The organism is Burkholderia sp. 10_S31 (assembly GCF_056930375.1).
Genome location: NZ_JBXOWK010000003.1, coordinates 310,955 through 331,804, shown reverse-complemented (window position 1 = coordinate 331,804; position 20,850 = coordinate 310,955). Strand labels below are relative to the sequence as shown.

Genomic DNA, 20,850 nt, shown 5'->3' with positions numbered 1-20,850 from the left:
CACGACAGGTCTAAAGGCGGGCGGCGCATGCCGCCCTGTTTCCGCACGCCGGCCGCTTACTGCGACTGGGCCGGCGCGGTGAGCGGCTGGTTCTGCAGGTTGTCGGAACCTTGCGGGCCGACGGGCGACGCCTCGTTCGACGCGTTCGGCGGCGGCGGACGATGGAACTGGAATTGCGGCTGGATCGCCGGCGCGGCGCCCGGCGGCTGGCCGCCCGGCACCGGCGCGCCGCCCGAGGCCTGCGCGGACGGCGTGAAGCGGCGGGCGGTCGCGCCCTGGCCCGACACCTGATTGGTCGCGCGGTTCGCCGCGCGCGCCGCCTGGGCGTTCGCATCCTGATCGACCGCCGCGCCGGACGCCGGCTGGGCGGACGGGCTCTCGGCGGCGGCCTGCGCGGCGCTCGCAGCGGCAGCGGCTTCCGACGCCTTCTTCGCCGCGGCCGCGGCCTTCGCCTTCTTGCCGCCGCGGTCGCCGTCGATATCGGCCAGCAGGTCGAGTTCGGACGGCAGGTTCTCGGCACCCGTCCAGCTCGCGAGGCGATCGCCCGAGAACGTCAGTACGAGGTCGCGCTGCTGGACGACGGACGTCGAGCCGCGCTTGAAGTAAAAGAGGTAATCCCAGCGGTCGGCATGGAACATGTCGGCCAGCAGCGGCGTGCCGAGCAACGCGCGGACCTGCTCGCGCGTCATCCCGGCCTGCAACTGCGCGGCCTTCTCCTGCGACACGAAGTTGCCCTGCACGACAGTGATCCGATAGGGCGTGATGCTCTGCGCGATGCGCTGCGTCACGCTGTCGTACGACGAACAACCAGCCAGCGCGGCAACGGCGGCGGCAGCGATGATGGCACTCCGCATGCGACTCCTCTGAAAGTGCGAAAGAGATTCCGGGAACATTTCCGTCACCGTGCTGGCCCGCGTCGCAGGCCGCGCGTGTTTCTGGAACGGCGAAAAGCCGGTAACATTGAAGCCCTGCATTGTACTCTAGGGATGCCTAGCCATGACCAATCCGACGGATCTCAAGAATATCGGGCTAAAGGCCACCCTACCGCGCCTCAAGATTCTCGAGATCTTCCAGCAGAGCCCGGTGCGTCACCTGACGGCCGAAGACGTCTACCGGAACCTGCTCAACGAGCAGCTCGACATCGGGCTCGCCACCGTTTACCGCGTGCTGACGCAGTTCGAGCAGGCCGGCCTGCTCACGCGCAGCAACTTCGAATCCGGCAAGGCCGTGTTCGAACTGAACGAAGGTTCGCACCACGATCACCTCGTCTGCCTCGATTGCGGCCGCGTCGAGGAATTCTTCGATGCCGAGATCGAAGGCCGCCAGCAGGCGATCGCGAAGGAGCGCGGCTTCCGGCTCCAGGAACACTCGCTCGCGATGTACGGTTCCTGCACGACCGAGAACTGCCCGCACCGCAAGCACTGATCCGCATCCTGCGCACATGCGCGACGGCCCGGCCGGCATTTCGCCGTCCGGGCCGCGTTGTTTTCGGGACAGGAATAAAAACGGCCCGCGCGTCGCGCGCGGGCCGGTCCGGGAACGCTTTCAATCAATCATGCGGCGGCGGCGAGCCGTGCTGCCGCCGCGCGACCCTCGACCCTCGACCCTCGATGCCCGATGCCCGATGCCCGATGCCCGATGCCCGATGCCCGATGCCTGATGCCTGATGCCTGATGCCGCCTTCGTCGCGCGTCAGGCCGCGCTCGCGCATGCCGGCTCGAACTCGAGCGCCCACGCATCGTCGAGCGGAATCTCGTCGCAGTTCGGCTGCGGGCCGCCGCGGTCGACGATCACGAAATCGCTGACCGCATCGAGCGCGAGCAGGGGATGGTGCCAGACCCCCTTCGCGTAGTTCACGCCCTGCCAGCCTTCGGCCAGGAACGCGCGCATCGCATCGGGCCGGAATTCGCCGGCCGGCGCGACGACGATCGCGTAGCGCGACACGGCCGCCAGCGGGATGAACGCCTGGCTGCCGTGCGGATGACGCTCCATCAGCGTGATCGCGACCGGCAGCGCGCGCGGCTGCGCGCGAAACACGCTGACGAGCGGCCGGCCGCCGTCCGCGCAGACATCGATCGTCGCGAGATCGTGGAAGCGCTCGGTCGTGCCGCCGTTGATCGGGAAGTGCCGCGCGCCTTCGAGCGCGATCACGTCGCCGAACGGCGCGAACGCGTCGCGGGTCAGGCGCTCGACGCGCAGGATGTGTGGTCCGCTCATGCCGGTGCCCTCCTTCAAGCCGGCTCGCCCCACAGACGCAGGCGCGATACGCCGCCGTCCGGGAAGATGTTGAAGCGCACGTGCGTGACGGGGCCGAGGGCCGCGAGCTGGTCGAACGTATGCACGTGGTCCATCTGCAGCTTCTGCTCGCCGAGCAGTTCGGCCCAGAACATCGCCTGCGTGACGAGCGAATCGTCGGTGCCGCCCGCGACCCGCGCGGCCTGCAGCGAGCAGCGGTCGGGGAAGTTTCCCTTGAAAAACGCCGTATCGACCTCGACGCGCCGGATGATGCCCGGCCGCGCCAGCGCGACGATCGCCCAGTCGTTGCCGGGCTCGCGGCGGCGCCGCGTTTCCCAGCCGTCGCCCATGTTCGCGCCGCGCCCCGGCATCAGCATCTGCGAGGCCGGGCCGAAGTGCTGGTTGTTCGCGGCCACCAGGTAGCCGCCGTTCTCGATCGCCGCGAGGTCGACGAGCTCGCCGGCCGGCACGTGGCGCCAGTCGCGCTGCGGCTGGCCGTACACGCGCAGCCGCGCGAGCCCGCCGTCCGGGTACAGGTTCACGCGCAGGTGCGTGACCGGCTGCGCATCGTCGACGCTCACGTAGTGATGCGAATTGCCCTGCAGCGTCGTCGCGGGGACAATCGTGCGCCATTCGGTGTCGTCCGACGGCGTGTCGCCGTCCACCGCGCAGGCCTCGATCGACGCAGCCGGCGGGAAGTTGCCGGTGAAGTGGCTCGTATCGAGATCGACGCCGTAAATCACGCCCGGCCGCGCGAGCCGCACCACGCAGAAGTCGTGGCCGGTGGTGCGCTTGCGGCGCGTCTCCCAGCCGTCCATCCACTTGCCGTGATCGTCATACTTGCCGGGAATGAAGACGGCCGGCTCGGGATTCAGCATGCGCTCCTTCGGCGCGAAGAATTCGTCGCTGGCGAAGAGCGCCTGCGCGCCCAGGCGCGGATCGGCGAGGTTCATGTAGCGCCGCGTGAAAGCCGGCGCGTTCGGGTCGAGGATGGGGGCTGCCATGTCGTCTCCATTATCTTGAGAAGGGCAGGCGCTTCGTCGCGCCTGCCTCAGGAAATTCGTTCGCGCGGCGCAGTCGGGGAGGCCGCTCCGCGCGGGGGTGTGCTCAGAGCGCGTGGGCCTGGTCGCCCGCGACCGGTGCGGCGTTGCCTTGCGCGTCGGCCACGTAGCGCAGTTCGCGGTTCAGCACGCGCTTCGCGCGGGCCCGGTCGATGTCGTTCTCCCACACCGCGACGACCACCGTCGCGACGCAGTTGCCGATCAGGTTGGTCACCGCGCGGGCAATGCCGACAAACCAGTCGACCGGCAGGATCAGCACGAGGCCAAGCACCGGAATCGCGGGAATCGCCGACAGCGTCGCCGCGAGGATCACGATCGCCGAGCCCGGAATCCCGTGCGCGCCCTTCGACGTGACGAGCGACACGAGCAGCACGACGATCAGGTCATGCGTGGACAGCGGCGTGTTGGTGGCTTGCGCGATGAACAGCACGGCGAGCGTCAGGTAGATCGAGAAGCCGTCGAGGTTGAACGAATAGCCGGTCGGGATCACGAGGCCGACCGTCGAATCCTTGATGCCCATGTATTCCAGCTTGCTCATCACCTGCGGCAGCACCGCGTCCGACGATGCCGTGCCGAGCACGATCGACAGTTCCTCGCGCAGGTAGCGGATCAGCTTGAACACCGAGAAGCCCGCGAGACGCATCACCGCGCCGAGCACGACCGTGACGAACACGAAGCAGCTCAGGTAGAACACCGCGACGAGGTAGCCGAGCTGCTTGAGCGACGCGACGCCGTACTTGCCGGTCGTGAACGCGATCGCGCCGAGCACGCCGAGCGGTGCGAGCTTGATGATGAAGCCGATGATGCGGAAGAACACGTGCGACAGCTCCTCAATCAGGCTGTTCACGCGCTGCGCCTTGTCGCCAAGCAGCGACAGCGCGGAGCCGAACAGCACCGCGAACACGAGGATCTGCAGGATGTCGCCCTTCGCGAACGCGTCGATCGCGGTCTCGGGGATGATCTTCATCAGGTAGCCGGCCGTGTCCTTCAGGCTTTCGGCGTTTTTCGCGTACGACGCGAGCGAGGCCGCGTCGAGCGAGCGCAGGTCGATGTTCATCCCGACGCCCGGGCGCGTGAGCCACGCGAGTACCAGACCGATGCCGAGCGCAAGCGTCGTCATGATCTCGAAGTAGACGACGGCCTTCAGGCCGACCCGGCCGACCTTCTTCAGGTCGCCCGCATTGGCCATCCCGCTGACCACGACGCAGAACACGATCGGGCCGATGACCATCTTGATGAGTTTCAGAAAGCCGTCGCCGAGCGGTCGCAGCGACTCGGCGAAATGCGGGAAGAACGCGCCGAGCGCGACCCCCAGGATAAGTGCGACGACTACCCGGCCAAACAGTGAGTTGAGGAATTTCGACACGGCGCTCTCCCGATCCAACGGTTGCAGTTTCGTCTGTTCATACTGGTAAGACCAGTGATGTTATGGTGGATAGTAGGAAGCCGATATAGTGGCGTCAAGGACGAATCAAATAGGGATTTCCCGCCTCTTCGCACCGACTTGCGATGCACGAAAACAGGGGGCGATCGTGGCTTTCCCGTAGGCCGCTCATGCACCGTGCGCGTGCGGATTACAATGCCGGTCAGACCGGCCATCGTTCACATCATGAAAAACGTTCCGCACACCGTGACCGACGCCGCCATCGCGACGATCCGCGACCGGATCGAGGCAGGCGTGTATCCGGTCGGCAGCCTGCTGCCGGCCCAGCGCCAGCTCTCCGAGGAGCTGGAAATCAGCCGCGCGTCGCTGCGCGAGGCGCTCTCCACGCTCGAGGCGCTCGGGATGCTGCGCATCCGCGCCGGCAAGGGCGTATATGTCGAAAGCGCGCAGGCGGCAGCCGCCCATCCATGGCAGTTCGCCGAGCAGTCGTCGCCGCCCGACACGTACCAGATGCGCTATGCGCTCGAAGGGTTCGCCGCACGCATGGCCGCGCATGTCGTCACCGACGACGACATCGCGTGGTTCGAGGACAACCTCGCCGACCTCCACGTCGCGCTGACCGAGAGCGCGCTCGACGAAGCGTCGCGGCTCGACTTCGACTTCCACATGCGAATCATCCATCTCGCGGGCAACGCGGCGATCGAGTCGGTGCTGCGCAGCAGCGCCGACATCATGAAGGAAAGCCAGCGCATGCCGTTCTATCGGCGCGAGCTGCTGCTGTCGACATGGCACGAGCATCGCGCGATCGTCGACGCGCTGATCGCCCGCGATGCGGCAGCGGCCGGTATCGCGATCGAGACGCACATCGCGAACGCCGCACAGCGCGCGGGCATCTTCTTCCCGACGCCCGGCGTCTGATGCAGCCGTCGGCCGGCGGTCGCGGCCGGCGCCGCAGCCGTTCTCCGGTCGTACCGGTCATCCCCCCGAAGGATCGCGATACGCGAGCGCGCGTTCGATGAACGCGCGTGCCGCGACGCTGCGGTATGCGCCCTTGCGCGTGAGCAGCGCTGCCGTGCGCGACGGCAGCGGCGGATCGAGCTCCAGCGCGCACAAGTCGCCGCTCTCGCGCGCGACCGCGTCCGGCAGCACCGTGGCCAGCCGCCCGCAGCGCACGAGTTCCAGCACCGCGCTGACCGTATTCGTCTCGATCGCGACCTTCGGCTGCGCGCCCTGCTCGATGAAATACCGGTCGATGCTTTCGCGCGTCGCGAACGCGCGGCTCAGCAGCACCAGCGGCTCGCCGGCGAGTTCGGACGGGCTCAGCGCGCGGCGGCGACGCGCGAGCCGGTGCGTGCGGCCCGTCACGAGCGCGAGCGGTTCTTCCCACAGCGGCAGCGCGTCGATGTCCGGCGCGCGCGGCGGCACGAACGCGAAGCCTGCATCGAGCCGGTCGTCGGCGAGCAGCGCCTCGATGCGCTCCTGCGGCATCGCGTCGATCGTCAGCGCGACGTTCGGGAAATCCGCATGGAACGCGTCGATCAGCGAGCCGCTCAGGTAGGCCGCGAAGGTCGGCATCATCGCGAGCCGCAGCGAACCGCTGCCGAGATCGGCGACGTCGTGCAACGCACGCTGCCCGGTGTCGAGCTCGTGCAGCGCCGCGCGCGCGTGGCGCGCATAGACTTCGCCGAATTCGGTGAGCCGCACCGTGCGGCCCGAGCGGTCGAACAGTTGCACGCCGAGCATGTCCTCGAGCTGGCGGACCTGCTGCGACAGCGTCGGCTGCGACACGTGCAGCGCGTCGGCCGCACGCGTGAAGCTGCGCTGCTCGGCGACGGCCAGGAAATAGCGGATGTGGCGGAGTAGCATCGCGGCTCAGGTATTGGTTAAACCAATGAATACCATAATGATCCAGTCTTGGACGCTATGATTCGATTCCCGCATCATATGCACTTCCGCTCCCGCACACGGCGCCTGGCCGCCGCACCGGAGCGGCACGCCCGGGCCCGCCCTGCCCCCGCCCGCCGCACGACGATGCGCCGCCGCCCCATCCGGGCGCCGGCCACGCTCCGCCCGGCGCGCATCGGACCATCGCCGATCCGTTGACGCCGGCCCCGATTTCCGCAACCCCGCGCAGCCGACGGCCCGTGCCGCCGGCCGGCGCCGCTGTTTTTCGCGACCATGGAACCGCATCACGACAACCATCCTCCCCTGACCCGCGCGATGACGCTGCTGTTCGCCTGCGCGTGCGGCATTGTCATCGGCAACATCTATTACGCGCAGCCGCTGCTCGCGGCGATCGCGCACAGCTTCGGCCGCCCGCCCGCCGAGCTCGGCTATCTCGTCACGCTGACGCAGCTCGGCTATGCGGCGAGCCTGCTGCTGATCGTCCCGCTCGGCGACGCGGTCAACCGCCACACGCTGATCGTGCGGCTGCTCGTGCTCAACGTCGTCGCGCTGGTGGCCGTCGCGCTCAGCACGAACTTCACGATGTTCGTCGTCGCGAACATCGCGCTCGGCTTCGTCACATGCTCGACGCAGCTGCTCGTGCCGTTCGCCGCATCGCTCGCCGATGCGCGCACGCGCGGCCGCGCGGTCGGCACCGTGATGAGCGGGCTGCTGCTCGGCATCCTGCTCGCGCGCGTCGCGGCCGGTGCGGTCGCCGACGGATTCGGCTGGCGTGCGGTGTACGGGATCGCCGCGGCGATGATCCTCGCACTGACCGGCGTGCTCGCGGTGAAGCTGCCGAAGGATCGCCGCCACGCGCGGCTCGACTACGCGGCGCTGATGAAGTCGCTCGTCGCGCTGGTGCGCGCGCAGCCGCTGATCGCACTGCGCTCCACATACGGCGCACTCGTGTTCGCATGCTTCAGCCTGCTGTGGACCGGTCTTACGTTCCTGTTGAGCCAGCCGCCGTACAGCTATTCCGAAGGACAGATCGGCCTGTTCGGGATCGTCGGCGCGGTGGGCGCGCTCGCGGCGACGTCGGCTGGCCGGCTCGTCGATCGCGGCCACGGCAACGCGGCGACCGGCCTGTTCGCGGCAGCCGTGCTCGCCTCGTTCGCGCTGATCGCGGCCGGCGCGCATTCGCTCGTCGCGCTGATCGCGGGGATCCTGCTGCTCGACGTCGGCGTGCAGGGCATGCACATCTCGAACCAGAGCGTGATCTACGCGCTCGCCGGCAACGCGCGCAGCCGCGTGACGACGATCTACCTGACGAGCTACTTCATCGGCGGTGCGCTCGGATCGTTCGCGGCGAGCGTCGCATACGGCATCGACGGCTGGCGCGGCGTGTGCATCGCGGGCGCGGCACTGTCCGGCGTGCTGATCGCGCTGTGGCTCGCGTCGCAGCGCGTGGGCGTGCGCCAGGTCACGCAATAAGCCGCTCCCGCGCCATCAATTGAAAAGGCACGCTCCGCGACCCGCGGGCGTGCCTTTTTTACGTCGGCGCAATCGCGCGGCATCAGCGCACGATCACGCCCCCTCGCTCGCGAAATCGATCAGCACCTTCATCGCGCGCTGCCGGTCGCCGGCCAATTCGAACGCGCGGTTCGCATCGCGCATCGGGAACACACTCGTCACGGCCGGACGCAAGTCGACGCGCGCCGTATTGATCAGCTGCACCGCGAGCGCGAATTCCGCATGGAAGCGGAACGAGCCGCAGATCGACAGCTCCTTCGCGACCACGACGTTCTGCGGCAGGCTGACGTCGCCGCCGAGCCCGAGCTGCACGACGATGCCGCGCGGCCGCATCACGTCGAGACCGTCACGCAGCGCGCGCGCATTGCCCGAACACTCGATCATCACGTCGAACGTGCCCTTGTCGGCGCCGTAGCGCGCGACCCAGCCGGTGTCCGTCATCGCGTTGATCGTGCGGTCGGCGCCGAGCGCGCGGGCGACCTCGAGCGGCGCATCGACCACGTCGGTCGCCACGATCTCCGCCGCACCGTGCACGCGCGCCGCCGCGACCGCCAGCACGCCGATCGGCCCGCACCCCGACACGAGCACGCGCCTGCCGATCAGCGGGCCTGCGCGCGATACCGCATGCAGCCCGACCGCGAACGGCTCGGCGAGCGCCGCGAGCGACAGCGGCACATGGTCCGCCACCTTCACGCACTGCGCGGCGTCGCACACGAGCGCGTTGCGAAACGCGCCCTGCACGTGCGGCATGCGCATCGCGCTGCCGTAGAAGCGCATGTCGAGACACTGGTTCGGCAGTCCTTCGAGGCAATAGCGGCACGCGCCGCACGGGCGGCTCGGATTCACCGCCACGCGATCGCCGACCTGCACCGACGTCACGTCCGGGGCAACCGCCGCGACCGTGCCGGCCACTTCATGGCCGAGCACCATCGGCTGCTGCAGCCGGATCGCGCCGAAGCCGCCATGCCGGAAGTAATGCAGGTCGGAGCCGCAGATGCCGCCCATCGCGACATCGACGCGCACCTGCCCCGGGCCGATCTCGCCCGCGTCCTGCTCTTCGAGCCGCAGGTCGTTCGGCCCGTGGATCACGAGACACATGCAGCGCATACGCATGACATCCTCCTCAGACGACCGGCGTGAGCAACGGCTCGCCGGCAAAGTGCGCAGCGAGGTTGTCGCGCACGAGCCAGCCCATCGCCTGGCGCGTCTCGACGGTGCCGCTCGCATGATGCGGCTGCAGCAGCACGTTCTGCAACGCGAGGAAACGCGGGTCGATGCGCGGCTCGTTCCAGAACACGTCGAGCGCCGCGCCGGCGATCACGCCACGTTCGAGCGCATCGAGCAGCGCGGGCTCGTCGACGGTCGTGCCGCGCGACACGTTCACGAGATAGCCGCGCGAGCCCAGCGCGTCGAGCACGGCCGCATCGACGAGATGGCGGGTCGACGCGCCGCCCGCAAGCGTGACGATCAGCACGTCGCACCAGCCGGCCAGCTCGGTCAGGCGGCCGAAGAAGCGGTGCTGGCTGTCCGCACGCGGCGCGACGTCGAAGTAGCCGAGTTCGACGTCGAAGCCCGACAGCCGGCGCGCGAGCGTCGAACCGATCCGGCCGAAGCCGACGATGCCGACGCGCTTGCCGTACAGGCGCGTGACGAGCGGCATGTCGCCGCCTGACCACGCACCGGAGCGCACGTACGCGTCGCCGGCGCCGATCCGACGCAGCAATGCGAGCGTAAGCCCGACACCAAGATCGGCGACGTCGCCGGTCAGCACGTCGGGGGTGTTGGTCACGCGGATCCCGCGCTCGCGGGCTGCCGCCAGATCGATCGCATCGGTGCCGACGCCGTAGCACGAGATGATCTCGAGCTGGGGCAGCGCGGCAATCAGCGTGGCATCGGCACCGAGGTCGCCGCGCGTCGCGATCGCGCGCACGCCGGCGCCGTGTTCGGCGAGGAACGCCGCGCGGTCGGCGGCCTCCCACAGCCGGTGAACGTCATAGCCGGTCGACAGCCATGCGTCGTCCCACGGCTGGTAGGGGCCCGTCATCAGCAGTTCGGGCCGCTGGGTCGATTCGTGCGCCATCTGCGCTTGCTCCTGTCGAAAAGCGTTGGAATTCGAATGCGTGCCGGGCCGCGTCGGCCGCCCGGCCCGTTCATGCATGCCGTGCAAGCGGTTCTGCGTCAGCGGCCGGTTGCGCCTGCGCGGCGTCGAGCGGATCGTCGAGATCGCGGTTCAGCGGTTCCGGCATGCGTGACGTCGTGAACAGCGTGATCAGCGTCAGCAGCACCAGGTACGCGGCAATCGGCACCCAGGCGCGCACGCCGGCCGTGTGGTCGCCGCCGTGCAGCGCGATCACGGTCGCGATGATCGTCGCGCCGATGAGCGGGGCGATCCCGCCCGCGAGCACGGCCGACACTTCGCGCGAGAACGACACGCCCATGTAGCGATGGCGTGAGCCGAACAGTTCGGGCAGCAGCGCGGCCTGCGCGCCGAGCATCCCCCAGTTCGCGAAGCCCTGCGCGACAGAGATCGCGATGACGCTCGCGACCACGTTTCCCTGGCTGAAGATCCACCACACCGGGAACGCGAGCGCGAGTTGCAGCCACGCGAACGTGCGGTACACGCGCACGCGGCCGAAGCGATCGCTCAACCGGCCCGCCAGCGGCACCGTGCACGCGCCGACGGTCGCCGCGCACACCAGCGCGAGCGCGCCGATCGGCCCCTTCATCCCGATCACGCCGGCGAGATAGCTGACGGCGAGCGCCTGGTAGATCGACGAGCCGCCGTTTTCGGCCATCCGCAGGCCGATGCCGATCAGCAGCGTGCGCTTCGAATGCTGCACGGCGCTCTTCAGCGGATTCGCCAGGACCTGCGCGCGCTTCTCGAGCCGCACGAAGGTGGGCGACTCGTGCAGCCGCACGCGCATGTAGATCCCGACCGCGACGATCACCGCGCTGAACAGGAACGGCACGCGCCAGCCCCAGCCGTCGGTGACCCGATCGATGTTTGCGAGCAGCAGGAAATAGACGGCCGCCGCGAGCACCGTGCCGAGCTGGATGCCCAGGAACGGCAGCGACGCATAGAAGCCGCGCTTGCCCGGCGGCGCGTATTCGGTCATCAGCACCGCGGCGCCGGCCTGCTCCGCGCCTGCGCCCAGGCCCTGCAGGATGCGCAGCAGGATCAGCAGCGCGGGCGCCCAGTAGCCGGCCGTCGCGAAGGTCGGCAGCACGCCGATCAGCGTGCTCGCGACACCCATCAGCAGCACCGTTGCGGTCAGCACGAACTTGCGGCCGATCCGGTCGCCGAGCACGCCGAACACGACGCCGCCGAGCGGGCGCACCGCGAAGCCGACGAAGTAAGTGCCGAAGCTCGCGATCAGCCGCATCTCGGCGGTCTGCGCCGGAAAGAACAGCGGCCCGAACACCAGCGCCGACGCGAGCGTGTACAACGCGAAATCGTAGTATTCGAGCGCGCTGCCGAGCGAGCAGGTCCATGCCGCGCGGTTGAGCTGCTTCGGGTCGACGCCGCGGCGCTCGACGGTCTCGCCCGGCGCGCCGGACCCTGCATCGTGCCGCGCGGGCGGCGGGGAAATGCGATCCATCGTTGTCTCCTGTCTCCTGCCTTCCGTTCCGGAACCCGGCTGCGTATCGCGCGACCGGGACATCGGCCCGCTCGTGCGGCGGGCTCTTCTGGGACTTCGGATGCCGGCCGAAGCCGGCGCAACGGCGCGCCGCGCACTACGCGGGCGCGCCGCCGCTCAAACGGCGCTGGTCAAGCCACCGTCGACGAACAGCGTCTGGCCGTTCACGAAATCGGATGCGGCCGACGCGAGGAAGATCGCCGCGCCGCACAGCTCGTCCACGCGCCCCCAGCGACCGGCCGGCGTGCGCTTGCACAGCCAGTCGGAGAACGCCGCATCATCGACCAGCGCGCGGTTGAGTTCGGTTTCGAAATAGCCGGGCGCGAGGCCGTTCGCCTGGATGCCGTGGCGCGCCCAGTCGGCGCACATCCCTTTCGTCAGCATCCGCACCGCGCCCTTGGTCGCCGCGTATGGCGCGATCGTCGGCCGCGCGAGCTCGCTCTGCACCGAGCAGATGTTGATGATCTTCCCGCGGCCGCGCGCGATCATGTGCCGCGCGACGGCCTGCGCGACGTTGAACACGCCGTCGAGGTTCACGCGCATCAGAGCATGCCAGTCGTCGGGTTCGAACGCGTCGAGCGGTGCGCGGCGCTGGATGCCCGCATTGTTCACGAGGATGTCGATCGCGCCGGCGCGCGCCTCGAAATCGTCGATCGCCGCGCGCACCTGCGCATGCTCGGCGACATCGAATACCGCGTAATCGGCCGTGAAGCCTTCCTCGCGCAGGTGCCGCACGAGCGTCGCGGCCTTCTCTTCATTGCGATCGTTGATGACGATAGCCGCCCCCGCTTCGGCGAGCCCGCGGGCGAGCGTCAGCCCGATCCCGCGTCCGGAACCGGTAATCAGTGCGCGGCGGCCGTCGAGGCGGAACCGGTCAAGCGCGTTGTTCATGCGTGTCTCCTCGTGCCAGTCGAGCCGGCGGCCCATCGCGGCCGGTCTCGCGTTGAAGGTATCTTCGGCTGCCAGCCGGGCGCCGCGCCAATGGTCTTTTTTGATCCGGTTATCATGAAACCTGATTACCGCTCTCACCTGCCCGCCGCCCATGGAACTCAAGCAATTGCGCGCCTTCGTCACGCTCGCGGAAGAACTGCATTTCGGGCGCGCAGCGCAGCGCCTGTTCATCGTGCAGCCCGCACTGAGCATGCAGATCAAGGCACTCGAGGAAGAGCTCGGCGCGCGCCTGTTCGAGCGCGACCGGCACAAGGTCGAACTGAGCGATACGGGGCGCGTGTTCCTGCCCGAGGCGCGCGCCACGCTGCAGCAGGCCGCGCGCGCGGAGCAGATGGCGCGACTGTCGAGCCGCGGCGAGATCGGCACGCTGCGCATCGCGTTCGTGTCGTCGGTGCTGCCGGCGCTGCTGCCGGCCGTGCTGCGCACGATGCGCGAGCGCTATCCGCTGATCACGGTCGAACTGAAGGATTTGCCGACGCCCGATCAGGTCGCCGCGCTGCGCGACCGGCGCATCGATTTCGGGATGATCCGGCTGCCGGCCGCGTATGCGGGCATCGACACGCGCGTGGTGCTCGAGGAAGGTTTCGTCGTCGCACTGCCGCTCGACCATCCGCTCGCCGCGCACGCCACGATCGCGCCGGACGCTTTGCGCGACCAGCCCGCGTTCGTGCTCGCGCGCCGCTACGCGCCCGGCTTTCACGATGACATGCTGCTCGCGCTGAGCCGCGCGGGCACGACGCTCGAGATCGCGCAGGAGTTCGGGGAGTTCACGACGATGCTCGCGCTCGTCGCGGCCGGGATGGGTATCGGGCTGATCCCGTCGGAAGCCGCGAGCGCACTGCCGCCGAACGTGCTCGCACGGCCGCTCGACCTGGCCGGCCACCGCACCGGCATCGGGCTCGCGTGGACCGACCTCGACAGCCCGCTGAAGCGCGCGTTCGTCGACGCGCTCGAACACACGACGGCGAACGCCGGGCAATAAAAAACCCGGCCGCAGAATCGGGCCGGGTTCGTTCGCCGCGCGGGCCGCCTTGCGGCAGCCGCGCCACGTACGGGATTACTTCGCGTTCGCGAATGCGACTGCCGTATCCAGCATGCGGTTCGAGAAACCCCACTCGTTGTCGTACCAGCTCGACACCTTGACGAGGCGGCCCGACACCTTGGTCAGCGTGGCGTCGAACGTCGACGAAGCCGGGTTGTGGTTGAAGTCGATCGACACCAGCGGTGCGTCGTTGTAGCCGAGGATACCCTTCAGCGCGCCTTCCGATGCTTCCTTCATGATCGCGTTGACTTCCTCGACCGTCGTATCGCGCTTCGCGATGAACGACAGGTCGACGATCGACACGTTGATCGTCGGGACGCGGATCGCGTAACCGTCGAGCTTGCCGTTCAGTTCCGGCAGCACCAGGCCGACGGCCGATGCGGCACCCGTCTTCGTCGGGATCTGGCTGTGCGTGGCCGAACGCGCGCGACGCAGGTCTTCGTGGTAGACGTCCGTCAGCACCTGGTCGTTCGTGTACGCGTGGATCGTCGTCATCAGGCCGGTTTCGAGGCCGATCTTGTCGTTCAGCGGCTTGACGAGCGGCGCGAGGCAGTTCGTCGTGCACGATGCGTTCGAGATGACGGTGTGCTCGGCCTTCAGCACGTCGTGGTTCACGCCGTAGACGATCGTCGCGTCGACATCCTTGCCGCCCGGCGCCGAGATGATCACCTTCTTCGCGCCGCCCTTCAGGTGCGCGCTCGCCTTTTCCTTCGTCGTGAAGAAGCCCGTGCATTCCATCACGACGTCGACGCCGAGTTCGCCCCACGGCAGTTCTGCCGGGTTGCGGTTGGCCAGCACGCGGATCTTGTCGCCGTTCACGACGAGGTAATCGCCGTCGACCGACACTTCGCCCGGGAACTTGCCGTGCGCGGTGTCGTACTGGGTCAGGTGCGCGTTGGTCTTCGCATCGCCCAGGTCGTTGATCGCGACGATCTCGAGATCGTGCTTCTTGCCGTTTTCATAGAACGCGCGCAGCGTGTTGCGGCCGATACGGCCGTAGCCGTTGATTGCGACGCGGATCGTCATGGTTTATCTCCTGATGGCTGAAAAAATTCGATTCGTGCAGCTTCACGGTGCGACGCGCGCGAGGGGTGGCGCGCGTCGCGAATGCTTTTAGGCCAGCACGGCCTTCGCGGTCTCGACGACGTGCTCGACGGTGAAGCCGAAGTACTTGAACAGCACGCCGGCCGGCGCCGATTCGCCGAACGTGTCGATCCCGACGACGCCGCCTTCGAGGCCGACGTACTTGTGCCAGAACGCGGTCACGCCCGCTTCGATCGCGACGCGGCGCACGCCGTGCGGCAGTACGCGTTCGCGGTATTCGGCGTCCTGGCGGTCGAACACGTTGGTCGACGGCATCGACACGACGCGGGCCGCGATGCCCTGCTGCGCGAGCGGCTCGACGGCCTTCATCGCGAGTTCGACTTCCGAGCCCGTCGCGATCAGGATGATCTTGCGCGCGACGATCTCTTCGTCCCAGTCCTTCAGCACGTAGCCGCCCTTCTCGATGTTCGCGATCTGCGCGTCGGTGCGCGGGTTGAACGCGAGGTTCTGGCGGCTGAAGATCAGGCTCGACGGACGGTCGGCAGCCACCGCGTGCGTCCATGCGACGGCCGTCTCGACCGTGTCGGCCGGACGCCATACGTCGTGGTTCGGGATCAAGCGCAGGCTCGACACGTGCTCGATCGACTGGTGCGTCGGGCCGTCTTCGCCGAGGCCGATCGAATCGTGCGTGAACACGAAGATCGACGGCACCTTCATCAGCGCGGCCACGCGCAGCGCGTTGCGGCTGTAGTCGGAGAACGTCAGGAACGTGCCGCCGAACGGCTTGTGGCCGCCGTGCAGCGCGAGGCCGTTGATCGCGGCGCTCATGCCGAATTCGCGCACGCCGTAGTTGATGTGGTTGCCGAGCAGCACGCCCGCGCCTTCCGGATTCGCGCGCACCGCCTTCGACGCCTTCCAGTTGGTCAGGTTCGAACCGGTCAGGTCGGCCGAGCCGCCGAGCAGTTCCGGCAGTGCGGCGGCCAGCCCTTCGATCGCCTGCTGCGACGCCTTGCGGGTCGCGACCGTCTCGGCGCGCTCGTTCGCGCCGGCGATGATCGCCGCGGCCTTCTCGGCCCAGTCGGCCGGCAGCTGGTTGGCCATCCGGCGCTCGAATTCAGCCGCTTCTGCCGGGAACTTGGCGCGATATTGCGCGAACGTCGCGTCCCATTCGGTTTCAGCACGCTTGCCGGCTTCCTTCGCGTCCCATGCCGCATAGACTTCCTGCGGAATCACGAACGGCTCCCACTTCCAGCCGAGCGCTTCGCGCGTCTTCGCGATTTCTTCCGCGCCGAGCGCCGCGCCGTGCACGTCGTGGCCGCCGGCCTTGGTCGCCGCGCCCTGGCCGATCACCGTCTTGCAGCAGATCAGCGTCGGCTTGTCCGACAGCTTCGCCTTCGCGATCGCCGCGTCGACCGCGTCGACGTCGTGGCCGTTCACGTTCGGGATCACGTTCCAGCCGTACGCCTCGAAGCGCTTCGGGGTATCGTCGTGGAACCAGTTCACGACGTCGCCGTCGATCGAGATGCCGTTGTCGTCGTACAGCGCGATCAGCTTGTTCAGCTTCAGCGTGCCCGCGAGCGAGCAGGCTTCGTGCGAGATGCCTTCCATCAGGCAGCCGTCGCCGAGGAACACGTACGTGTGGTGATCGACGATCTTCGCGCCGTCACGGTTGAACTCGTCGGCCATCAGCGCTTCGCCGAGCGCCATGCCGACCGCGTTCGCGAGACCCTGGCCGAGCGGGCCGGTGGTCGTCTCGACGCCCGGCGTGATGCCGTATTCCGGGTGGCCCGGCGTCTTCGAGTGCAGCTGGCGGAAGTTCTTCAGCTCTTCCATCGGCAGGTCGTAGCCGGTCAGGTGCAGCAGCGAGTACAGCAGCATCGAGCCATGGCCGTTCGACAGCACGAAGCGGTCGCGATCCGCCCAGTGCGGGTTCGTCGGGTTGTGCTTCAGATGGCGCGACCAAAGCGCGACGCCGATTTCGGCCATGCCCATCGGCATGCCGGGGTGGCCGGAGTTCGCTTGCTGGACGGCATCCATCGCGAGCGCACGGATCGCGTTGGCCATCAGGGTGGTGGAGGCGGGAGACGAAGTCGTCATGTCGAGTCCGGAGAACGAGTCGAGGAAACGGGGGCACGGCGGCATCCGGAAGCTCGAGCGTCAATCGTTCCCGGCGCGCGGTGCGGCGCCTGACGGACGCGAAGCGGACGGAGCCTACGGACGGGGCTGCAAAGCTCGTCATTTTAACAGATGGGCTGACATTTCCCTTGTCGGCGCACGGTGTTCCGGCACGCATTTCCGCGGACCCGCGCGCCTCCTATAATTCAGACGTCGGAACTGCCCGCCCCGAGCGGCCCGCCCGTGAGCACGACCCTACTCTTCCATCCCACGCCCGACGCCGCGTACGGCTTCCCGAACGCACGTCGGCTCGCGCACGTCGCATCGCCGCACCAGCACATCGAGGTCTGGGAAACCCCGCAGCTCGGCCGCCTGTTTACGCTCGACGGCCGGCCAATGACGTCGGTCGGCGACGAATACGTGTACCACGAGTGCATGACGCACCCGGCCGCGCTCGCGCATCCGTACCCGAGGAAGGCGCTCGTGCTCGGCGGCGGCGACGGCGGCGCCGCGCGCCAGTTGCTCAAGCATGCGTGCATCGAGCGGATCGTCGTCGCGGAGCTCGACGACGAAGTGGTCGGCATGGCGCGCCGCTATCTCGACGATGTGCACCAGGGTGCGCTCGACGACCCGCGCGTCGAGGTCGTGATTGGCGACGCCGCGCATTTCGTCACGTCGACCGTCGAGCATTTCGATCTCGTCGTGTTCGACCTCACGCCGCCCGATTCGCCGGCGGCCGGCCTCTATACGCGCGAATTCTACGCGCGGCTCAAGCGGATCCTCACGCCCTGCGGCGCGATCTCGATGCATCTCGGCTCGCCGGTGTTCCACACGGCGCGCATCGCCGCGCTGCTCGACGACCTGCGCGCGAGCTTCACGGTCGTCGACCCGCTGTCCGCGCACGTGCCGCTGTACGGCTCCCAGTGGCTGATGGCGATCGCGAGCGATACGCTCGATGCGGCCTCGCTGTTCGCGCACGACGTCGACGAACGCCTCGCCGCGCGCCGCGTGCAAGGCCTGCGCTACTACGATGCGCGACTTCATGCGGCCCTCTTTGCCCTGCCGCGCGCGCTGCGCGATACACTGGGCGTTCGCCGCTGAGCTTCCGGGCGAACGCAGCGTTGCGTGGGTTGGTCGCGCTTTCTCCCGCGCTCGACCTGCGACGCGCAGGCCCGCAACGATACAGCGGCCCGCGGCGGAACCGCACCGGGCGCCACTATCCGCGGGATCGCAACGCATATGACCGGAGCAGCCGCCCAAGCGCCAATACTGTTCGAGCGCAAAGCATCGGAACAGGGCAGGCGCTAAAGCACCACCACTGTCCGACAGGAGATTTCATGACCGATCCACGTCCGGCCAACGTGCCTTGGTTGACGCCTTATCTGGCCGTGCGCAATGCGCAGGCGGCCATCGAGTTCTTCCAGGCCGCATTCGGCTTCGAGCTGCGCGACGTCCACGACGAGGACGGCGCGATCATGCACGTCGAGATGACCTACCGAGGGCAGCTGATCGTGATGTTCGCGCCCGAAGGCGCGTTCGGCTCGATCGCCCTCACGCCGAAGAGTGCGCACGCAACTGCCCCGCAGTCGTTCTATCTGTATGTCGACGACGTCGACGCGACCTGGCAGCGCGCGCTCGACGCGGGCGCGAAGTCGCTGACCGCGCCGCAAGACCAGTTCTGGGGCGACCGCTTCGCGCAAATCGAGGATCTCGACGGCTATCGCTGGGCACTCGGGTGTCGCCTGGGCGCATGAACGGAGCCGCATCAAGCATGAATGAAGCCACCACCACCGCGGCCGTGCCGCGCTTTTTCGTCGAAGCGGCGCTGCACGCCGATGCGACGCTCACGCTGCCGGCCGACGTCGCGCGTCACGCGCAAGTGCTGCGGCTGCAGCCCGGCGACGCGCTCGCGCTGTTCGACGGCAACGGCGGCCAGTACCGCGCGCGGCTCGTCGAGATCGACAAGCGCACCGCGCTCGCGCAGATCGAAGCGTTCGACCCGGCCGAGGCCGAGCCGCCCTATCGCGTGACGCTCGCGCAAGGCATCGCCGGCGGCGACAAGATGGACTGGGTGATCGAGAAGGCCGTCGAGCTCGGCGTCGCGGCGGTCGTGCCGCTGTCGACCGCGCGCGGCGTCGTGAAACTGTCGGGCGAGCGCGCGGACAAGCGCGTCGCGCACTGGCGCGGCGTCGTGCGTGCGTCGTGCGAACAATGCGGGCGCAACCGCGTGCCCGATGTCGCGGCGGTACGGGGCTTTGGCGCGTGGCTCGATACGCTGCCGGCCGCGCCGGCCGACGGCGAGCTGCGGCTGCTGCTGTCGCCGCGCGCGAGTATCCCGTTCGCGTCGCTGCCCGACGCACCGCCCGCGGCAGCGGTCACGCTGCTGATCGGGCCGGAGGGCGGGCTGTCGCCGGACGAGGAAAACGCGGCCCGCGCACACGGGTTCACCGCATTGTCGCTCGGCCCGCGCGTGCTGCGCACCGAGACGGCCGGTGCGGCCGTGCTCGCCGCCCTCGCGGCACGCTGGGGCGGGTGGTGACGAGCAGATCGTGCCGGGCCACGGAGGAGCACGGCCCGTCAGCGTTCTCGCAGACGCAAAAAAGCCCGCTCGACGCGGGCTTTTCGGCAGATCGGCCGCAGGTGGGCGGCCGATGGATACAGACTTACGCGAACGAGTAGAACACGCGGAACGCGACCTTGCGCTCGGCCCAAAACTCGGCGGCTTCGCGGAACACGTCGAGCAGCGTCTCGCGCCCTTCCTTGTCGAATTTCTGCGCGATCGGCAGCCCTTCGAGGACGATCACGAAACCGGGCTGCGCACCGGCCTTCGCGACGAGGTCGGTCAGGCAGTCGTACAGCGCGTCGTAGTTCTTGCCGAAATGCTTCGGAAACAGGAACGACGTCGCGATCGTCTCCATCACTTCCTGCTTCGACTGCGCGGCGCCGCAATACGCATACAGGAAATGCTGGCCGAGCCGGCCGGCTTCGTCGGCGAGATCCTGCACGCGGAACGCGCGGATCGACTGCACGAGGTTGGGTCGCACGGTCGTGAAAAGGCTCATAGGCTCCTCGTTCGATGAAAGCCCGGGCGCAGCTTCCTGTTGCTCCGGCGCGCCGCCGGCCTGTGCCGCCGCGTGTAGTTGCATCACGCGCTGAAACAGATTGCCGTCGCCGGCCGCGAACAGTTCCGCCGCCGCCGTGTCGTGCGCGTAGATGGAGTCGCTCATGCCGTTCATCCCGAAGTCATTCAACAATACGTTTAAAACTGTTGTAGTGGTCGTCCGTGTAATAACAGTTGTCGACCCGGCGCAAGGGCCCGCCACAGACGATCCGGCGCGCGCCGCGATTGCGTGCGCGCGGCGTCGGCACCGTGTACTCGTGGTAGAAGCCGCGCTTCGCCTTCGGCAGGATCCGCTCGCGGTTGCCGAAGACGACACCGTCTTTCTCGTACGGATAGGGGCCACCGGCGCCGATCAGGCCAAGCGTGGTCACGGCCTCGCGCGGCAGACGAGCGGTCGGGATCGTATCGACCCCGCCGACGGCCATGTCGGCCGAGACGGCCTGCCGTGCGTAAGCGGCGGAAACCAGACTGCCCGTCGGTGTACCGACGATACCCATCGCGAACATCGCGAAGACGGACGCGAGCGCGCCGTTGCGGAGCCACTTGCGTGCCATGAACCAGGGTTCCCGCTGTTAAATCAAGTAGTTGACGACCAACCAAAGGCGTTAGCGTAGCGCTATTGTCCGCGCGAATCAATGTTCGTTTGGGAATCGAAAGCCCCGTGATTCCCAGAATTGCGCATTTTTTACCGAAACAACACTACATTTATCTTACATAGGATAAAATGCGAGCGGCATCTCTGCCATGGCAAGACCCTGCCTCCTTGCCATGCCGGCTATGCTGAGTGGAGAGAGATGCTGATGTTGCTTGAGGGAAGCGCGTTTGCGCCCTACCCGCGGCGT

General features: G+C 68.2%; 20 protein-coding genes. 7 read left to right on the top strand and 13 right to left on the bottom strand.

Annotated features, from left to right (window positions below; all coding sequences use genetic code 11):
* Window positions 1-56: 56 nt before the first annotated feature.
* Window positions 57-854: an outer membrane protein assembly factor BamE gene (locus AC1Z3W_RS21525; RefSeq protein ID WP_057926786.1), complete on the bottom strand. Its 798-nt coding sequence runs from the start codon at window positions 852-854 to the stop codon at window positions 57-59.
* 142 nt (window positions 855-996) lie between these two features.
* Between AC1Z3W_RS21525 and fur the strand changes: the two genes are divergently transcribed.
* Window positions 997-1,425 carry a ferric iron uptake transcriptional regulator gene (fur, locus tag AC1Z3W_RS21520; RefSeq protein ID WP_011350926.1) on the top strand — a complete coding sequence of 143 codons (429 nt, stop codon included), beginning with the start codon at window positions 997-999 and terminating at the stop codon, window positions 1,423-1,425.
* Between the two features lie 267 nt (window positions 1,426-1,692).
* On the opposite strand, the gene AC1Z3W_RS21515 is transcribed toward fur, so the two are convergent.
* The 3 genes from AC1Z3W_RS21515 to AC1Z3W_RS21505 all read right to left on the bottom strand — a co-directional run bounded on the left by AC1Z3W_RS21515 (window position 1,693) and on the right by AC1Z3W_RS21505 (window position 4,662).
* Entirely contained in the window at window positions 1,693-2,217 is a 525-nt protein-coding gene (locus tag AC1Z3W_RS21515; RefSeq protein ID WP_124834574.1) for an ureidoglycolate lyase, read from the bottom strand.
* A gap of 14 nt (window positions 2,218-2,231) precedes the next feature.
* Window positions 2,232-3,239, bottom strand: coding sequence for an allantoicase (alc, locus tag AC1Z3W_RS21510; RefSeq protein ID WP_057926788.1), 1,008 nt, complete (start codon window positions 3,237-3,239; stop codon window positions 2,232-2,234).
* Window positions 3,240-3,342: 103 nt separating this feature from the next.
* Window positions 3,343-4,662 carry a C4-dicarboxylate transporter DctA gene (locus tag AC1Z3W_RS21505; RefSeq protein ID WP_057926873.1) on the bottom strand — a complete coding sequence of 440 codons (1,320 nt, stop codon included), beginning with the start codon at window positions 4,660-4,662 and terminating at the stop codon, window positions 3,343-3,345.
* A 213-nt stretch (window positions 4,663-4,875) separates the two neighbouring features.
* On the opposite strand from AC1Z3W_RS21505, the gene AC1Z3W_RS21500 reads away from it, so the two are divergent.
* A complete protein-coding gene (locus AC1Z3W_RS21500) occupies window positions 4,876-5,598 on the top strand; it encodes a FadR/GntR family transcriptional regulator (protein ID WP_173938496.1) in 723 nt (240 codons plus the stop codon).
* Between the two features lie 57 nt (window positions 5,599-5,655).
* Here the strand turns inward: AC1Z3W_RS21500 and cynR are convergent, their stop codons facing one another.
* Window positions 5,656-6,546: a transcriptional regulator CynR gene (cynR, locus tag AC1Z3W_RS21495; protein WP_175826771.1), complete on the bottom strand. Its 891-nt coding sequence runs from the start codon at window positions 6,544-6,546 to the stop codon at window positions 5,656-5,658.
* A 312-nt stretch (window positions 6,547-6,858) separates the two neighbouring features.
* Between cynR and AC1Z3W_RS21490 the strand changes: the two genes are divergently transcribed.
* Window positions 6,859-8,058: an MFS transporter gene (locus AC1Z3W_RS21490; RefSeq protein ID WP_483508402.1), complete on the top strand. Its 1,200-nt coding sequence runs from the start codon at window positions 6,859-6,861 to the stop codon at window positions 8,056-8,058.
* A gap of 93 nt (window positions 8,059-8,151) precedes the next feature.
* Here AC1Z3W_RS21490 and AC1Z3W_RS21485 read toward each other — a convergent pair whose 3' ends face one another.
* The 4 genes from AC1Z3W_RS21485 to AC1Z3W_RS21470 form a co-directional block, all read right to left on the bottom strand.
* Window positions 8,152-9,210 (bottom strand): L-idonate 5-dehydrogenase, encoded by a 1,059-nt coding sequence (locus tag AC1Z3W_RS21485; RefSeq protein ID WP_057926792.1) that lies wholly within the window; start codon window positions 9,208-9,210, stop codon window positions 8,152-8,154.
* A gap of 10 nt (window positions 9,211-9,220) precedes the next feature.
* On the bottom strand, window positions 9,221-10,177 hold the full coding sequence (locus AC1Z3W_RS21480) for a 2-hydroxyacid dehydrogenase (protein ID WP_057926793.1): 957 nt from the start codon (window positions 10,175-10,177) through the stop codon (window positions 9,221-9,223).
* A 70-nt stretch (window positions 10,178-10,247) separates the two neighbouring features.
* Entirely contained in the window at window positions 10,248-11,696 is a 1,449-nt protein-coding gene (locus AC1Z3W_RS21475) for an MFS transporter (RefSeq protein WP_057926794.1), read from the bottom strand.
* Window positions 11,697-11,852: 156 nt separating this feature from the next.
* Entirely contained in the window at window positions 11,853-12,626 is a 774-nt protein-coding gene (locus tag AC1Z3W_RS21470) for an SDR family NAD(P)-dependent oxidoreductase (protein ID WP_057926874.1), read from the bottom strand.
* Between the two features lie 151 nt (window positions 12,627-12,777).
* Here AC1Z3W_RS21470 and AC1Z3W_RS21465 point away from each other — a divergent pair, with 151 nt between their 5' ends.
* Window positions 12,778-13,668, top strand: a complete 891-nt coding sequence (locus tag AC1Z3W_RS21465; RefSeq protein ID WP_124834568.1) for a LysR family transcriptional regulator — start codon at window positions 12,778-12,780, stop codon at window positions 13,666-13,668.
* Window positions 13,669-13,743: 75 nt separating this feature from the next.
* Here AC1Z3W_RS21465 and gap read toward each other — a convergent pair whose 3' ends face one another.
* Both gap and tkt read right to left on the bottom strand, forming a co-directional pair.
* Window positions 13,744-14,754 carry a type I glyceraldehyde-3-phosphate dehydrogenase gene (gap, locus tag AC1Z3W_RS21460; protein ID WP_006485712.1) on the bottom strand — a complete coding sequence of 337 codons (1,011 nt, stop codon included), beginning with the start codon at window positions 14,752-14,754 and terminating at the stop codon, window positions 13,744-13,746.
* Window positions 14,755-14,841: 87 nt separating this feature from the next.
* Window positions 14,842-16,914, bottom strand: coding sequence for a transketolase (gene tkt / locus AC1Z3W_RS21455; RefSeq protein ID WP_483508401.1), 2,073 nt, complete (start codon window positions 16,912-16,914; stop codon window positions 14,842-14,844).
* A 216-nt stretch (window positions 16,915-17,130) separates the two neighbouring features.
* Between tkt and speE the strand changes: the two genes are divergently transcribed.
* The 3 genes from speE (at window position 17,131) to AC1Z3W_RS21440 (ending at window position 19,426) form a co-directional block, all read left to right on the top strand.
* Window positions 17,131-17,988: a polyamine aminopropyltransferase gene (speE, locus tag AC1Z3W_RS21450; protein ID WP_057926797.1), complete on the top strand. Its 858-nt coding sequence runs from the start codon at window positions 17,131-17,133 to the stop codon at window positions 17,986-17,988.
* 236 nt (window positions 17,989-18,224) lie between these two features.
* Window positions 18,225-18,641, top strand: a complete 417-nt coding sequence (locus AC1Z3W_RS21445; protein WP_175826767.1) for a VOC family protein — start codon at window positions 18,225-18,227, stop codon at window positions 18,639-18,641.
* A gap of 17 nt (window positions 18,642-18,658) precedes the next feature.
* The gene (locus AC1Z3W_RS21440) at window positions 18,659-19,426 is read left to right on the top strand and encodes a 16S rRNA (uracil(1498)-N(3))-methyltransferase (RefSeq protein ID WP_057926799.1); all 768 of its coding nucleotides are present in this window, start codon (window positions 18,659-18,661) and stop codon (window positions 19,424-19,426) included.
* A gap of 124 nt (window positions 19,427-19,550) precedes the next feature.
* On the opposite strand, the gene AC1Z3W_RS21435 is transcribed toward AC1Z3W_RS21440, so the two are convergent.
* Complete coding sequence (locus AC1Z3W_RS21435; protein ID WP_057926875.1) at window positions 19,551-20,114, bottom strand: barstar family protein; 564 nt, start codon at window positions 20,112-20,114, stop codon at window positions 19,551-19,553.
* 16 nt (window positions 20,115-20,130) lie between these two features.
* Complete coding sequence (locus AC1Z3W_RS21430) at window positions 20,131-20,562, bottom strand: ribonuclease (protein WP_057926800.1); 432 nt, start codon at window positions 20,560-20,562, stop codon at window positions 20,131-20,133.
* Window positions 20,563-20,850 lie beyond the last annotated feature (288 nt).

Bases quoted from the DNA above. Each gene is read 5' to 3' on its own strand.
- AC1Z3W_RS21525 (WP_057926786.1), bottom strand. From the start codon at position 854: ATGCGGAGTGCCATCATCGCTGCCGCCGCCGTTGCCGCGCTGGCTGGT.
- fur (WP_011350926.1), top strand. From the start codon at position 997: ATGACCAATCCGACGGATCTCAAGAATATCGGGCTAAAGGCCACCCTA.
- AC1Z3W_RS21515 (WP_124834574.1), bottom strand. From the start codon at position 2,217: ATGAGCGGACCACACATCCTGCGCGTCGAGCGCCTGACCCGCGACGCG.
- alc (WP_057926788.1), bottom strand. From the start codon at position 3,239: ATGGCAGCCCCCATCCTCGACCCGAACGCGCCGGCTTTCACGCGGCGC.
- AC1Z3W_RS21500 (WP_173938496.1), top strand. From the start codon at position 4,876: ATGCCGGTCAGACCGGCCATCGTTCACATCATGAAAAACGTTCCGCAC.
- cynR (WP_175826771.1), bottom strand. From the start codon at position 6,546: ATGCTACTCCGCCACATCCGCTATTTCCTGGCCGTCGCCGAGCAGCGC.
- AC1Z3W_RS21490 (WP_483508402.1), top strand. From the start codon at position 6,859: ATGGAACCGCATCACGACAACCATCCTCCCCTGACCCGCGCGATGACG.
- AC1Z3W_RS21485 (WP_057926792.1), bottom strand. From the start codon at position 9,210: ATGCGTATGCGCTGCATGTGTCTCGTGATCCACGGGCCGAACGACCTG.
- AC1Z3W_RS21480 (WP_057926793.1), bottom strand. From the start codon at position 10,177: ATGGCGCACGAATCGACCCAGCGGCCCGAACTGCTGATGACGGGCCCC.
- AC1Z3W_RS21475 (WP_057926794.1), bottom strand. From the start codon at position 11,696: ATGGATCGCATTTCCCCGCCGCCCGCGCGGCACGATGCAGGGTCCGGC.
- AC1Z3W_RS21470 (WP_057926874.1), bottom strand. From the start codon at position 12,626: ATGAACAACGCGCTTGACCGGTTCCGCCTCGACGGCCGCCGCGCACTG.
- AC1Z3W_RS21465 (WP_124834568.1), top strand. From the start codon at position 12,778: ATGGAACTCAAGCAATTGCGCGCCTTCGTCACGCTCGCGGAAGAACTG.
- gap (WP_006485712.1), bottom strand. From the start codon at position 14,754: ATGACGATCCGCGTCGCAATCAACGGCTACGGCCGTATCGGCCGCAAC.
- tkt (WP_483508401.1), bottom strand. From the start codon at position 16,914: ATGCCGCCGTGCCCCCGTTTCCTCGACTCGTTCTCCGGACTCGACATG.
- AC1Z3W_RS21445 (WP_175826767.1), top strand. From the start codon at position 18,225: ATGACCGATCCACGTCCGGCCAACGTGCCTTGGTTGACGCCTTATCTG.
- AC1Z3W_RS21440 (WP_057926799.1), top strand. From the start codon at position 18,659: ATGAATGAAGCCACCACCACCGCGGCCGTGCCGCGCTTTTTCGTCGAA.
- AC1Z3W_RS21435 (WP_057926875.1), bottom strand. From the start codon at position 20,114: ATGAGCGACTCCATCTACGCGCACGACACGGCGGCGGCGGAACTGTTC.
- AC1Z3W_RS21430 (WP_057926800.1), bottom strand. From the start codon at position 20,562: ATGGCACGCAAGTGGCTCCGCAACGGCGCGCTCGCGTCCGTCTTCGCG.